Origin of the sequence: Methanobrevibacter sp. TMH8 (genome assembly GCF_020148105.1) — an archaeon.
Taxonomy (GTDB): Archaea; Methanobacteriota; Methanobacteria; order Methanobacteriales; family Methanobacteriaceae; genus Methanobinarius.
Genome location: NZ_JAHLZE010000007.1, coordinates 44,903 through 59,478 on the forward strand (window position 1 = coordinate 44,903; position 14,576 = coordinate 59,478).

Annotated in this window: 14 protein-coding genes; 7 read left to right on the forward strand and 7 right to left on the reverse strand. The window is 23.9% G+C overall.

Annotation, left to right across the window (positions count from 1 at the left end):
• Positions 1 to 222: 222 nt before the first annotated feature.
• A complete protein-coding gene (locus tag KQY27_RS01540) occupies positions 223 to 741 on the reverse strand; it encodes a DUF367 family protein (RefSeq protein WP_224424848.1) in 519 nt (172 codons plus the stop codon).
• A gap of 385 nt (positions 742 to 1,126) precedes the next feature.
• On the opposite strand from KQY27_RS01540, the gene KQY27_RS01545 reads away from it, so the two are divergent.
• From KQY27_RS01545 to KQY27_RS01555, 3 genes are all read left to right on the forward strand, one after another.
• Positions 1,127 to 1,627 (forward strand): hypothetical protein, encoded by a 501-nt coding sequence (locus tag KQY27_RS01545; RefSeq protein WP_224424815.1) that lies wholly within the window; start codon positions 1,127 to 1,129, stop codon positions 1,625 to 1,627.
• An 888-nt stretch (positions 1,628 to 2,515) separates the two neighbouring features.
• Entirely contained in the window at positions 2,516 to 2,782 is a 267-nt protein-coding gene (locus KQY27_RS01550) for a helix-turn-helix transcriptional regulator (protein WP_224424816.1), read from the forward strand.
• Between the two features lie 383 nt (positions 2,783 to 3,165).
• A complete protein-coding gene (locus KQY27_RS01555; RefSeq protein ID WP_224424817.1) occupies positions 3,166 to 3,804 on the forward strand; it encodes a hypothetical protein in 639 nt (212 codons plus the stop codon).
• Positions 3,805 to 3,908: 104 nt separating this feature from the next.
• Here the strand turns inward: KQY27_RS01555 and KQY27_RS01560 are convergent, their stop codons facing one another.
• The 4 genes from KQY27_RS01560 to KQY27_RS01575 all read right to left on the reverse strand — a co-directional run bounded on the left by KQY27_RS01560 (position 3,909) and on the right by KQY27_RS01575 (position 9,886).
• Positions 3,909 to 6,266 carry a VWA domain-containing protein gene (locus KQY27_RS01560; protein WP_224424818.1) on the reverse strand — a complete coding sequence of 786 codons (2,358 nt, stop codon included), beginning with the start codon at positions 6,264 to 6,266 and terminating at the stop codon, positions 3,909 to 3,911.
• 75 nt (positions 6,267 to 6,341) lie between these two features.
• Complete coding sequence (locus KQY27_RS01565; protein ID WP_224424819.1) at positions 6,342 to 7,415, reverse strand: VWA domain-containing protein; 1,074 nt, start codon at positions 7,413 to 7,415, stop codon at positions 6,342 to 6,344.
• Complete coding sequence (locus tag KQY27_RS01570) at positions 7,415 to 8,767, reverse strand: ATP-binding protein (protein ID WP_224424820.1); 1,353 nt, start codon at positions 8,765 to 8,767, stop codon at positions 7,415 to 7,417. The genes KQY27_RS01565 and KQY27_RS01570 overlap by 1 nt, the downstream gene beginning before the upstream one ends.
• Before the next feature lie 288 nt (positions 8,768 to 9,055).
• On the reverse strand, positions 9,056 to 9,886 hold the full coding sequence (locus KQY27_RS01575; protein WP_224424821.1) for an AAA family ATPase: 831 nt from the start codon (positions 9,884 to 9,886) through the stop codon (positions 9,056 to 9,058).
• A 238-nt stretch (positions 9,887 to 10,124) separates the two neighbouring features.
• Between KQY27_RS01575 and KQY27_RS01580 the strand changes: the two genes are divergently transcribed.
• From KQY27_RS01580 to KQY27_RS01590, 3 genes are all read left to right on the forward strand, one after another.
• A complete protein-coding gene (locus tag KQY27_RS01580; RefSeq protein WP_224424822.1) occupies positions 10,125 to 10,280 on the forward strand; it encodes a hydrogenase maturation nickel metallochaperone HypA in 156 nt (51 codons plus the stop codon).
• A 235-nt stretch (positions 10,281 to 10,515) separates the two neighbouring features.
• Positions 10,516 to 10,980 carry a hypothetical protein gene (locus KQY27_RS01585; RefSeq protein ID WP_224424823.1) on the forward strand — a complete coding sequence of 155 codons (465 nt, stop codon included), beginning with the start codon at positions 10,516 to 10,518 and terminating at the stop codon, positions 10,978 to 10,980.
• A gap of 220 nt (positions 10,981 to 11,200) precedes the next feature.
• Entirely contained in the window at positions 11,201 to 11,923 is a 723-nt protein-coding gene (locus KQY27_RS01590; protein ID WP_224424824.1) for a DUF116 domain-containing protein, read from the forward strand.
• 115 nt (positions 11,924 to 12,038) lie between these two features.
• On the opposite strand, the gene KQY27_RS01595 is transcribed toward KQY27_RS01590, so the two are convergent.
• Positions 12,039 to 12,425, reverse strand: coding sequence for a hypothetical protein (locus tag KQY27_RS01595; protein WP_224424825.1), 387 nt, complete (start codon positions 12,423 to 12,425; stop codon positions 12,039 to 12,041).
• Between the two features lie 368 nt (positions 12,426 to 12,793).
• Between KQY27_RS01595 and KQY27_RS01600 the strand changes: the two genes are divergently transcribed.
• The gene (locus tag KQY27_RS01600) at positions 12,794 to 13,657 is read left to right on the forward strand and encodes a TatD family hydrolase (RefSeq protein ID WP_224424826.1); all 864 of its coding nucleotides are present in this window, start codon (positions 12,794 to 12,796) and stop codon (positions 13,655 to 13,657) included.
• A gap of 205 nt (positions 13,658 to 13,862) precedes the next feature.
• Here the strand turns inward: KQY27_RS01600 and KQY27_RS01605 are convergent, their stop codons facing one another.
• Positions 13,863 to 14,456 carry a S24/S26 family peptidase gene (locus KQY27_RS01605; protein WP_224424827.1) on the reverse strand — a complete coding sequence of 198 codons (594 nt, stop codon included), beginning with the start codon at positions 14,454 to 14,456 and terminating at the stop codon, positions 13,863 to 13,865.
• Positions 14,457 to 14,576: the final 120 nt, after the last annotated feature.

Consider the following 14,576-nt stretch of genomic DNA (forward strand, 5'->3'; position numbering starts at 1 on the left):
ATTAATATAAATTTAATTACTTTTTCTTAAATAATTATTACTAAATAAAGAAATATATAAAAAAACTAATATATAAAGATTCTCATAAAAACGAAAAATAAGAATATAAATAAACAATACTAATACATAAAAACAATGTACTAGTAAAAACTTATCATATACAATTCAAGGTAAAAATATTACTAAAATAAAAAAAATAAAAAAAATTGATAAGAAAAAAATTTAATCTTCGTATTGTTTTAAAAATTCATTTTGAATATTTACAACTTCAGAACTGGTTTTTGCTGAGCTATAAGCTTCAAGAAGTTCAAAATTTAGTTCAATAAATGTATGACCCCATTTAAACCCATTCATAATATCTTTTGCAACTTCTTTAAAACCAGTGATATAAAGAGTAGCTGCTATTGCCTCAACAGTAGATAGTTTACATGGTTTTCCATAGTTTACAGGACTTGTAGCTATCATAAATGGTAAACTTCTATGATATTTAGTTAGAGAAAAAAATTTAGCTGAAGAAGAAACTTTATTCCAAGAACAGTCAAGACCAACTACTCCTCGTTTTTCAACAAGGTGTTTGTCTTCAGGAGAAACTGCTCTTTCTGCAAAAGGATTTAAAATAATAGCTCCACGAGGGATCTGGTTTAGATTATATATAATTCTGCAGTTTTTTTGTTTTTCCATCTTATAAGCAGTGCATTTCTTCTTATCACATTCATTTGCATGGAAAACAATTATCTTCAATCGATTCATTTTTTCATTCATCAATATTATTTAAGTTTTATATATAATAAATTTAATTATGTTTAATGATATTTAATAGATAATTAATAATACTTAATGATATTAGTTATAAATATTTATAAATGGTTATAAAAGGTTATGTTAGTGATTTTTGATTTTTAAATATTTTATAAAAAAGATTAAGTTATTTAATAATATAATACTTTAAAATTTATATGAATATCAAAAAAGAAAACAAAATATACATTAAACATGATATACAAATTTATAATATATATTTAATACTCTAATTCATTAGTAAAATAATATAAAATAATATAAAATATAATATCTAATCTATACAAATTATAATATTAAAATATATAATATTGAATGAGTGATAATTATGGAAACTAAAAGAAAGATATTCTTTGTAATAATTGTTATTATTATAGCTATTATTGTAGCTGGAGTAATAAGTCTTAATTATGGAAATAAAATCACGAAAAATCTAAATGGGACTGATTTTACAGTGCCAACTAATGCTGGAAATAATTCATATAATATAATAAAAAATAATGATTCAGCAATTACAGTAACAGACGAAACAGTTATCAATGGAGAAACAAAATCCAATAAATCTTTAGTTATTCATACAACAAGTTCATATGATAATGCACTTGCAGCAGCTAGAAATGTATCAAACCAATACAAAGAGAGATCAGGTAAAGCTATACCAAATGAAACTAATAAAACAAAAATAGCCAATGTTACAGTGACAAAAATCAAACTAAATTATGGAAATGAAGATTTCTTTTATTATTTCACAAAAGATAACAAAAGTTTCTACATGTTTGGATATCCAGAACAATGGAATACTAGCATTATTAAAAGTTTGATTAGTTGAATTAAATAATTTATAAAAAATTTATAAATAAAATTACAAAAATTCGATTTTTTAATTTACTTTATTCTTATATTTTTTCTTATATTTTTCTTTTTTTCTATTTTTCTTACATTCATTTTGTTTATTTATGAGTATTAGTTCATAATTAATTTAAAAAGCTTTAAAAAGCTTCATTTGATTTTATATTATTTTATATTATTAATTTATTTCTTATCAGATAAATTAAAATTATAAAAATTTTTCATTTATTTTTAAGCATAATTCCATTATTTATTCATATCAAAATTTAATAATATTCACTATTCTGAATTATCTATTTCAATTGTATATTAATTATATACTATTAATTATATTTGATTAAAATAAGAAATTATCAGTGATTATCCTTTTAATTCCATATTATTTAAATATTAGATATTAACATAGTATATTCATATTTTAAAAATTATTAATCTTTGTTGAAATATAAAGACAAATAATATACATATATTCACCAACCTTCAATATTATATATCAATCAGCCATATTATGTATAAAATACTATACATTATTAAAATAAATGAAAAATTAAATGTAAAGCTGAAACAAAAAATAAAAAAATATATAATATTAAATTTTATATTTAATTATTAAGAAAAAATATATTAAATATGATTATAATATTAATTATTATTAAAATATAAAACAGTTATATTTTCAAAATGAATTTTAAATAATGTTATTTATAGAAAAAATTTTAATATATTATTTATATCATTAATATAATATCATTAATAAAATAATATAATGTAATATAAATATAATTAATATAAGGTATAATATATTTAATTATTCATGAAAACATTTCTATAGAAAACAAAAAATAACTAACAAAGTTGGATTTTATCTATGAATAGTATTGTAAGATATGTGAGAAAGGAAATGGGCATAAATCAAAAAGATTTAGCTAAAATGGCGGGAGTCACTAGACAAACTATAAGTGCGATAGAAAAAGGAAAATATAATCCATCACTACTTCTAGCTTACAAATTATCAAGAATTCTTGAATGTTCTAAAATCGAGGAACTTTTCCTCTTAGAAGAAAAACACGTTTTCAATGAAGGTGAACTTGCAGAAATGAAGAAAAAATATATTAAAAAACCAAAAAATAAATGAAATTAAAAGATTTTTACAGATATTAAAATACTGAAAAATTTATTAAAATATTCTTTTTAAAATATTAAATTTATACTATAAATGGTATAACACTATTCATCTTTTTTCTCTATTATTTATTTATCATAATTTTTACTCACAGGATACTTTATCAATATTAAAAATAATTTTAATTTTTAAAACACAAATATTGATATTTATTTAATCATATCATTAAAAATATTCTTATTGATTATTTATAACTGGTTTTTTTATCATTTAAATAAATGATAATCTTCCATAAATAGTGAAATATTTTCTTTATAATTAGCATAATTATTTTTTAAAATAATATAAAAACAAAAATCTAAATAGAATAAAAAATAAAATAAATATAGATTAATATGGATAAATCGATTATATTAATAATAATTTTGTGTATATTAGCTGTATTTGTAGCTACTGTAAACACTCAACCAATTTATATTACATTAAATGATATAAAAACAACTATTGAGGGAGAAACAAACAAAGAACCAATAGTTAATCTCACAAATAATAATACACAAAATATAACAAATAATAATAATAATAACCAAAATAACAATATAAACAATCTTATCTTTAATGACAATAAAAAAACAACAGACAAAATTAAAATTTATAATAAAAGTGGAATTTACTTCCAATATCCTAGTTATTGGAACTATGATCAATTTAAGAAATTAATTAGTTTATTTAAAAAAGAATATATTAGTAGGTGGGATGATGGAATAATTTTTTACATTTCAGACTATCCTATTAATGAAGAGTTAAAAATACAACAAGAAACAGAAAGATACAAACATCCCAAAAATATAACTGTTGACAATAAAAAAGCTTTCTCATTAAGCACAACAAAAGCTGATTATTGGCAATACTTAATATTAGTACAAAAAAACCAATCAAAAACCTACGTCATCACATTTTATTGTGATCAAGAACTTAAAAAACAAGATAAAGTACTTTTTGATGAAATATTGTCCACTATGAAGTTAAATTAAAAAATATAGATTAATAAAATAAAGAATTGAATACTGTTAATACAACTAGAAAAAATAAAAAAATAAAAAATAGAAAAAATGAAAAATGAATAATAACAATTAACTCATAAAATTTTACGTTCATATGTTAATATCTTATCAATAGCTATACTCGGATTATAAACATCTTCTAAATCATAATAACGACCATTAGCTAAAAAAGCTAACTCCATATTTATATTTCTACCATGTTTATGTTTTTTCTCAAAATCAATGATAACAGTATAAATATCATTTTCAGCTAACTCTTCTCCAACAGCTAAAACATCATTAACAGGACTTCCAGTACTTTTTTTAATATAACTATCTTTTAAACCAACATTAGGCATCCCATCAGAAAGTAAAATTAGCATTGGAATAAATTCTCCTTTTCTTTTTTCAGTTTTCAATATTTCAAGAGCTTTTTCTAAGCCTGATGCCATAGGAGTAGTTCCACCTACAGTAATCTTATCTAATTTATCTAGGAAAGAATTAGGACGTTTTGTATTTGGAATAATAATTTCAGAATCTTTACCTTTGAATCCTATAACTGATAGTTTGTCACGATTCCTATTTATGTTCTTAATGATTCTATCTAAAATAGCTCGGATTTTATTAACTTTCTTTTCACCAAGCATAGATCCACTCATATCTACTACAATAGCTACACTAGCTCTTGCTTTGTGTTTTCTAACCTTTTCACGAATATCTTGATTTTTAATATTGATTTTTAAACCATTTGAGTTATTTGAATTATTTGAAACTTCTAAATTATCTTTAGTTTTAAAATCAGTATTATTATCTTTCTTTTTAAAACGCATTGCAGCAGCTCTGAGAGTAGCATCAACAGCTATATCTGAAGAAGATACTTTTTGAGAATATTTACTTTTAATATATTTTCCTTTTTCGCTCTTTGAATCAACTCGACTTCCATAGAATTTTTCTTTTTCACGACCTTCCATTACAAGCATTTTACGAATATCTTTCTCAAGATCTTCCATATCAAACTCATTTATTTCCTTTTCAGAGTCATTTTCATTATAATCCACTTGATATTCATCATCAGATGTTTCAGAATCATTTACTTCCCCTTGAAGTTGATTATCATTCCCATAATCATTATTTTCATTCTCATCTTCATCTTCAAAATCATCTAATTCATCATCATTAATTTGATTATCTTCACTTGATTCATTATTTTCATTATCAATATTTGTATTATCTTCATTATCAGTATTATTTTCATCTTGATCATAATTACTTTCATCAGGATTATCATCATAACTTTGATTATCACCAAATTCACCAGAATCTTCAGAATTTGAGGAATTATCAGAATCATCTAATTGATCTTGATTTTCTTCATCAAAATTAGAATCATCATTATAATCTTCTTGATCTTGATTTTCTTCATCAAAATTATTTTCTTGGTTCATTTCATTTTGAGCTTGTTGAATTTGATTATTGATTTGTTCATTATCACATTGATTTATTTCCCCTAAAACAAGTAGAATCGCCTCTTTTAAATCTTCCATCTGAACTTTCCAATTTCCTTTAAAAGCAGCTATTGTTTTTGCAGTTTTTAAAATAGCTATATCACTCCTATGACCTTCAGCCCCGAGATTTCTAACTATTCTAGCTATTATTTCAATATAATCATCCGTAATCCCAACTGTTGGAAGAAGTTTTCTCCCATCTATAATCTTTTTTTGTAATTTCTCCTCTTGATTCTTATATTTAGCTATAAAAACTTTTGGATTTTTTTCATACTCATCAATACGTTTAATTATTTCTATTCTTTCTTCAATATCTGTAATTCCATTAACTGAAATTTTTAAACCAATTCTATCAGATAATTGTCCACGGAGTTCACCTTCTTCAGGGTTCATTGTTCCAACAAGAATAAAGCGAGACGGATGAGAAATTGAAATCCCTTCCCTTTCAACAGTATTTACTCCAAATGCAGCAGCATCCAATAAAATATCAACAAGATTATCATCAAGAAGATTTATCTCATCAATATAAAGAATATTTCCATTAGCTTGACCAAGTAAACCAGGTTCAAATGCTTTTTTTCCTTCATTCAATGCTTTTTCAATATCAAGAGAACCTACAACTCTATCTTCAGTAGCACCAAGAGGAAGTTCAATTACTTTCATTGGTTTTTTGATAAGTTTAACCTCATCACCTTTATTTTTGCCATAAAATTCATAAAGCTTAAATTCATAATAGCTATCTAAATCAGAGTTAAATATATCCCCTTCTACAACTTCAATCTCAGGAAGAAGATTAGCTAAGGCTCTAACTCCCGTAGTTTTACCAGTACCACGATCACCCTTAATCAAAACTCCACCGATTGAAGGATTTATGGCATTTAAAATAAGAGCTTTTTTAATCTTTTCTTGACCAACAATAGCTGTAAAAGGAAAAATATTTTTTTTCATGGAAATCAATCACAATAAATCACAATAAATAATAAATCTAATATTAAAAATAAAAGTATCAAAAATCATTAAGTATTAAATATTCTCACGTTCATAGTTTAAAATGTTTTCAAGAACCATATCAGACAAATCACTTTTAAAAGAACCAAATTTAAGTGATTCTTTATCAATAGGTTCATCTTCAAATATATCCTCAGCTAATATATCACCTAGTTGTTCTAGATCATAGAATCTGCCACTAGTTACAAAGGCTAACTCTTTATTCACACTACGTCCTTTATTTTTTTCTTTTTCAAAATTTACAATTACTGTGTGAATATTATACTTAGCTATTTCCTCACCAACATCTAAAACATCATTGATGGGGCTGTTCATTAGTTTTTTATTATTATAATTGTTAATAACTCCTAAATTTGCACCATAATCTGTAGCTAATCCATTATTAAGTTTAGATCTAGCTAAACCTACATTTGTTACCCCATCAGATAAAACCATAATCATTGGAATGTATTCTTCTTTTTTACAATCTTTTTTTAAAATTTCCAACCCTTTTTCAAGTCCAGCTGCCATCGGAGTAGTCCCTCCTACTGTTATATTATTAAGTTTGTCTAAAAAAGAGCTAGGTCTTTTTGTATTTGGGATAATAATTTCTGAATCTTTTCCTTTAAATCCTATTACAGCTAATTTATCCTTGTTAATATGAACATTAAGAATAATTTTATGTAATATAGCTTTAATTCTGTTGAGTTTTTCACTACTAAGCATTGATCCACTCATATCAATAACCAATGCAATAGATAATTTAGCTCCATGTTTTCTTATTTTTTCCCTTAAATCTTCATTTTTAATGTTTAATGATTTTTTTGATTTATCTAGATTTTTATCAACTTTTAGATGATTCAAATCTAAATTATTAATATTGCTATTGTTATTCTTAATATTATTATTAATATTGTTATTATTATTCTCAATATTATTAATATTATTATCTTTAGAAGCATTCCTTAGTGCAGCTGCTCGTAAAGTTGCATCTATAGCTATATCATCTGATGATTTATTTAAGAATTTACTTTTAACATATTTCCCTTTTTTATTTTTAGAATTAACACTTCTTCCATAGAGTTTTTCTCTTTTTTCACCTTCAATCATTAATATTTTTTTATATCAAGCTTCCCCTCAATATCAATATCATTGAAATTTTCTATTTTTTCCCCCTGGTTAATTTTTGAATCAAATTCATCTTTTATTTTAAAATCAGAATCATTTACAAAATCAAGTTTTTTTGATTTATTGTTTCCTAAATCAATTTTCTCAATATCTTCAATATCTTCACTATTATTATCATCTATATCAGATTTATTACTTGTTTTTTCCTTATCTAATCCAAAATCTGTATTTTGATTGATATCTTGTAATTTTTTTTGTAATGATTCTTGTAATTGTTCTTCGATTTTGTTTTGAATACCTTCTAAAGAATCAGAGGAATTTTCTTCATCTCTCTTTTCAATATCTTTTTTAATTTTTTGAATCCTTTGAGAAAGTAATTTATCATTTCCAAGAACAAGAGAAATAGCTTCTTCAAGATCATTATCATCTACTTTGAGATGATTATTAAATGCAGCAATTGTTTTAGATGTTTTCAAAATAGATATATCACTTCTATGGCCTTCTGCACCTAATTCAAGAGTTATTCTAGCTATTATCTCCAAAGAAGTAGAATCTATTTCTACATTATTTAACAATTTTTGAGCTTCAATAATTCTATTTTGAAGTTCTTTTTGTTCATCATCAAATTTAGCTATGAAAGAAGCAGGATCCATTTCAAATTCTTCTCTTCTTTTCATAATAAGAATCCTATCATCAATATTCCCAATTCCCTCAACTTCTATTTCAAGCCCAATCCTATCAGATAGCTGTCCACGGAGTTCACCTTCTTCAGGATTCATTGTTCCAACAAGAATAAAACGGGACGGGTGAGAAATCGAAATCCCTTCTCTTTCAATAGTATTTACTCCAAATGCAGCTGCATCCAACAAAATATCAACAAGATTATCATCCAGAAGATTTATTTCATCGATATAAAGGATATTACGATTAGTTTGAGCAAGTAAACCTGGTTCAAGAGCTTTTATCCCTTCTTTAAGTGCTTTTTCAATATCAAGAGAACCTACAACTCTGTCTTCAGTAGCACCAAGAGGAAGTTCAACAACACTCATCGGTTTTTTAATAATAAGAATATCATCATCAGCTGATTTGTCATTAACCTTATAAAGTTCAAATTCACGATAGCTATCCTCATCACAATTAAAAGAACATCCCTCAACAACTTCAATCTCTGGAAGAAGATTAGCTAAAGCTCTAACAGCCGTAGTTTTACCAGTACCACGATCACCTTTAATCAAAACCCCTCCAATTGAAGGATTTATGGCATTTAAAATAAGAGCTTTTTTAATTTTCTCTTGTCCAACAATAGCTGTAAATGGAAAAATATTTTTTTTCATGATTATACCTCAATTAGTTTCATATATCAATTTAGCAAACCCATACTATAATCTTCAATATAAAATTCATTCATAATATTATTAATGCTTATATAGTTATACATTAGTTTTTTATAATATATTTATTTTATTATATACAAATAAAAATATGAAAAATAAAAAATAAAGAATGAAATAAATATTTTTAAAATATAAATTTTAAAATACAATTTTAAGATATAATTTTAAGAAAAAATATTTAAAAATGAAGCTTTAAGATATAATTTTAAAATATAATCTTAATAAAAATCAGCTAAAATGACTTTTTAATATTTTATGAGAACCTTCTTCTTCAGCATTTAAACCAGCTTTATATATTTCATCAAAGCCTTTACGTAAATCACCAAGATCATATGTGTATCTTGCAAGGTCACTTAATGTCTTCTCAGATACTGCACCTTCATATAAACCTATGTGGCATCTTTCAGATAAAATATTATATATCTCATTATAATTATAATTTGGAAAATTAACATTAATCCCATTAAAGACAGTTTGAACATTTCTATCTAGAAACAAAACCACTTCATCATTAGTAACTGAAAAAACAGTAATTTTAGCATTCTTATCACTTTCAGAAGCTCTTAAAAGATTATATAAAACATTATTAAGATCCCTATCTGATTTTGCAGAATTGATATCATCTAAAGCAACTAGCAGAATAATATTTCTTCGAACAATTTCTTTTATTATATTGTTGAGAATAGTAAAGGTTGATAACCCATCTACACGCCTTTTTTTATTGAATAATTTCTCATAAATCTTTAAATAAATCTGATATTGAGATTTATAATTTTTACAATTCACATGAACTGTTTTAACATGATGATATCTCTTTTCTACTTGAGAAAAAATATAATTAATTGTTAAAGTTTTACCCGTCCCATAAGATCCATTAAGAATCATATGATAAGGGCGCTTATGTTGATCTAAATTATCTTTAAGATTATATAATATTTTATCAATTTGATTTTTTCGATAATCTACAACTTCAGGAATATATTCAATAGTAAAAACCTCTTTTTCTCTAAAAATGGTCTGTGTTTCTTCTATACTATCCCATAATGTTTTTTGATTCATGTATAACAATATGAAAAATTTAATATTTAATGAGTTTCGAAGAGTATATGAAAAGTAATAGTATTAAATTTACATGAATATAGTAATCATAAACGATTATCATAAATTTTATAAAAAAATAAATAGAAAAATGAAAAATTTAAATCAAAAAATAAAAAAGAATAAAAAAAGAATAAGAAAAAAATAAATATTAGGAACAATATATAATATACCATATTTAATAAAAAAAGGTGATTTTATGTGTACTGTTGGAGGACCAATGGCAGATGTTAAACTGAAAAATCTCAAAACTAAAAGATACCGTTGTTTAGATTGCGGTAATGAGTTTAAAGGATTAGGTAAAAGAGTAGTTTGTCCATCATGCCAAAGCGATAATGTTGAATGTTTAGAATAAACTTATCAAATTTTTAATTTTTCAACTTTTATTTCAACTTTTAATTATTTTATATAATTTATTTTATTGAATCAAATTTTAATTTAATAATTAAGTTAAATTAAGTTAATATAGTTAAATTAATTAAATATTAATATAATTAAGCTAATATTATTAAATTAATATTATTAAACTAATGTTTAATCTAATGTTTAAGCTAATTATAGAAATATAGTTTCATAAGAGGAATTTAACATTGAAAACTGAAATTAATCTTAAACCAAGTGAAATATTATTTTTAATTGGAGATACTGGAACTGTTGGAGTTGTAAAGGTAGCTAATAATCAGATGCTTTTTATAGGAACTCCTGAAAAAGAAGAAATTGTTATGTATCTTGAAAAAGATGATTTAATAGCAGTATCAGCTTTTGGAACTGGAGAAAAATATGAAAAAGCAATTAAAGCTCTTGTATATCTTACACGTGAAATGGAATCTCCAATAATTGTTCTTCCAAAAGATCATCCAAGTTCAAAAAGGCTGAAAACAGTCCTTTCTATTGGAGAATCAGTTCAACTTGACTGTAATATAACTCCTGGAACCCATCCTGAACAAGATATTTTGTGTTCTTGTGATAGTTTATCAGGGTTAAAATTAGACAAAACAGAGAATGGATTAGCTATTAATAGAGAGATTGAAAATTATAAAATTGAATCATTGTAACTATAAATTCTCAATAATACTATTTTTAATAATATAAATAAAAATAAATTAATTTATTAATTATAATATAAAACAAGGTATTATAAAAATCATAATACCTATATAAACAAAATAACTCTATAAAAATATATAAAAAATAATATAGTTATACTTATTATTTAAGAATAACATATTAGAAAAATACAATTTAATTGTAAAAATAAAAAATGTGTGTAATATAATGATTGAAACTTTATTTCAGATTTTTGGTCAGACATTAATTATAATAGCTATTATGCTATTTATTTTACTAGTCTTGGCTCTTATTTTAGGTAGAACCCTTCTTAAAAAAAATATTCTTATTTTTCCAAGATTAATTATCTTTGTATTAGATGTTTTCTACTCACCACTTAAACAATTAGCTAAAAGTTTAGGTTTTGATGAATCTATGGTCGATCATATTGGGGTAGAAGTTAGAAATAAGGTTAATGAAAAGAAGTTCAATGATATTGAACCTAAAGATAAAATAATCGTTTTTCCACATTGTCTTAGAAATCCTAAATGTGAAGCTATATTAGATGAAACTGGTCTTGTTTGTGATTGCTGTGGTAAATGTGCAATTGGTATAATCAAGCCAAAAGCTGAAAAAATGGGTTATAAAGTCTTTGTTATTCCAGGTTCAACTTTTGTTAAAAAAATTGTTAAAAACAATGAATTTAAATCTGTACTTGGAGTAGCTTGTTATGAAGATTTAAATTTGACTATGATGAAATTAGCTAATTTTGCACCACAAGGAGTCTTACTTTCAAGAGCAGGTTGTTTTAAAACTAAAGTAGATATAAAAACAGTTCTTGAAAAAATTGGATATGAGAATTATGAAGATGATAATGAAAATCAAACTTTAAATTCTTATAAAAATGAAATTGATAGTCCTTGTAGTGAAAATAAACACGATATTAGGTAATAACTTAAAATAATAAAAAAATAATAAAAAATAATAGATTGTAAAAAATATAGAATCAAAGTATATTAGATTCATCTAATAAAAAAATAATAGAATCAAAGTATATTAAATCCATCTAATAATGGTCTTCTATTTCATTATAATACTTTTCTTCAGCATTTTCATCGGGATGAATCTCTAACCAATGTAAATGGATAACAGCATAGTTATCTAAGCATAATTTCTCGTCTTCAGCAACCCAAAGATCAAAAGGGAGACGATACTGCCTAATAATTTTTTTCAAATGAACAGGAGCTTGAGGGATGTATATTTTAAATCCTTCTTTATGAGCTAATTCTAAAAATTTTTTAAAAGATTTCTTTCCTTTTTGTGTAACTTCAATATAATCTATATAAAGCTTTTTTTCATTTTCCATATATACTTTAGAGTTTAATTTGAAGTATTTCGGAATGAATCCAATTTTCTTAGCTATAGCATGATCTTGATTTAGTCTTATTTTCATTTTTTAACCAATTGTTAATAAATAACAAAAAAATTATAATTATTTTCAATTATTATATTATTTATAGAATTCATTATTAATATATTTTTATATTTTTATAATTTTATATTATTTTTATTTATGATTTTTATAATTTTTATAATTTTTATTAAAATTAAAATTATCAATAATAATTGATAATATATATAATCAACAAGATAGTAATGATAATAAACGAATGGGTATATAATTTATAGATATATAATTTATATTATAAGTAAAATATCCTATTAAAATTAATTAATTTAATTAATTATTATTAATATTAATTTGTTGAAATAATTAATAATAATATAAAATAATTCAAATAATTGAATAATAAAGATAATATGATAGCTAATCCATTAGAAATTCCAATAACAGACAACCATATACATGTAGACCATATAAATGGAATTGGTCCTGTAAAAGTAGCTAAACAATTTTATAATGTAGGTGGTAGAGTTATGATTATTCCCAACAAACCATCTTGGTCTATGGGAGAAACATTTGAATTTGAAAAAGCTATGGATCTAGTTATTAGCTATTGTCATGAGATCACCCAAAATACAAAGGTGAAAGCTTTTCCAGTAGTTGGTGTTCATCCAGCTGAATTTTCAAAATTAATCGAAAGTGGAAAATCTCTGGAGGATAGCTATAAAAGAGTAAAAAAAGCTTTGGATTATGGAAAAAAACTTGTTGAAGAGAAAAAAGCTGTAGGAATTGGAGAGATTGGTAGACCCCATTATGAAGTGAATGGAGAAGAAATGAATTACCAAAACAAAATTCTCAAATATGGCCTTAGACTAGCTAAAGAATTAGATTGTCCAGTTCAACTTCATACAGAATCAGCTGAAGAAGAGCAATTTAAAGAATTTGCATCTTTTGCAGATGAAATCAATTTCAATAAAAAAAAATTAATTAAACATTATTCAGGACCATATATTCTTGAGGAAGAAAACTTTGGACTTACACCCTCAGTTATGTCTGGAAAAGATAATATTAAAAAAGCTATAGCTAAAGGAGATAATTTCTTAATGGAAACTGATTATCTTGATGAACTTAGTCGTCCTGGAGCTGTGCTTGGTCTAAAAACTGTTCCAAAACGAACACTAGATTTTTTAAACAAAGGGATATTTACAGAAGAAGATGCATTTAAAATCCATAAAGACAATATAGAATCTATATATGGCATTAATACTGAAATTGATTGAAATTGACTGAAATTCATTTTATTAAAATCATTAATTTTTTTTAAAAAAATATTATAGAAAAATAATACAAAATATAAAATTAAATAAAATTATAAAAATATAGAATTAAAAATATAAATCTAAATAAAAAATAATAAAAAACTAAAAATAATAGCTATTTAAGAATAATAGCTATAATATAAAATATCCAAATTCTAAATCTATTCTAAACATTGAATATTTTAGCTACACCAACAATATTAGATGCATTTGTCCATTTTTCAATAGCTATCATTTCAACTGGAACACCATTTACATTCATAACTACAGTGTCATTATTGTCACTAGATAAGAATATTTGATCCCCACTAATATTACCCAGTCTTTTAATAAGAAGAACCTCTTCAGGGTCTTTAACAACAATTATATCTCCAATTTTAGGACTTTTTGTTTTTTCGATTATAACATTTTCCCCATCTTTTAAAGTTGGAACCATAGAAACACCATCAACTACGACTTCCATTGGCATTGTGTTTTCACCAAATTGAGAATTAACATTAACAGTTATATCTTTAAAGCCATAATTTTTAGCTATTTTAGTTAAACCTTCTTTTAAAGTAGTTACATTGCTGTCTACATTATTCATTTGATCATAAGTATAATTTTCCATTTCAGTACTCATCGAACCTATGTCTTTGCCAAAAGGTACTGCAATAGGACTTACAGTAACATTTTGACCATCTAATGTAACATCAAGTCTTACAGTATCAGAGAAAGCAAAAGATACAACAATAACACTAAGAGCTATTACTATAATCAAAGCTACGAGAATAGTTATAAATTTTCTACTTTTTTGGATAAAAACTCCTCCATTTTAATAAAAAATCTACAAAAAATCAATATAATAATATTTAAAAATTTTAGATATAAATTATATTGT

Excerpts from the sequence above, each read along its gene's own strand:
- KQY27_RS01545 (WP_224424815.1), top strand. The coding sequence starts at position 1,127 with ATGGAAACTAAAAGAAAGATATTCTTTGTAATAATTGTTATTATTATA.
- KQY27_RS01550 (WP_224424816.1), top strand. The coding sequence starts at position 2,516 with ATGAATAGTATTGTAAGATATGTGAGAAAGGAAATGGGCATAAATCAA.
- KQY27_RS01555 (WP_224424817.1), top strand. The coding sequence starts at position 3,166 with ATGGATAAATCGATTATATTAATAATAATTTTGTGTATATTAGCTGTA.
- KQY27_RS01560 (WP_224424818.1), bottom strand. The coding sequence starts at position 6,266 with ATGAAAAAAAATATTTTTCCTTTTACAGCTATTGTTGGTCAAGAAAAG.
- KQY27_RS01565 (WP_224424819.1), bottom strand. The coding sequence starts at position 7,415 with ATGATTGAAGGTGAAAAAAGAGAAAAACTCTATGGAAGAAGTGTTAAT.
- KQY27_RS01570 (WP_224424820.1), bottom strand. The coding sequence starts at position 8,767 with ATGAAAAAAAATATTTTTCCATTTACAGCTATTGTTGGACAAGAGAAA.
- KQY27_RS01575 (WP_224424821.1), bottom strand. The coding sequence starts at position 9,886 with ATGAATCAAAAAACATTATGGGATAGTATAGAAGAAACACAGACCATT.
- KQY27_RS01580 (WP_224424822.1), top strand. The coding sequence starts at position 10,125 with ATGTGTACTGTTGGAGGACCAATGGCAGATGTTAAACTGAAAAATCTC.
- KQY27_RS01590 (WP_224424824.1), top strand. The coding sequence starts at position 11,201 with ATGATTGAAACTTTATTTCAGATTTTTGGTCAGACATTAATTATAATA.
- KQY27_RS01595 (WP_224424825.1), bottom strand. The coding sequence starts at position 12,425 with ATGAAAATAAGACTAAATCAAGATCATGCTATAGCTAAGAAAATTGGA.
- KQY27_RS01600 (WP_224424826.1), top strand. The coding sequence starts at position 12,794 with ATGATAGCTAATCCATTAGAAATTCCAATAACAGACAACCATATACAT.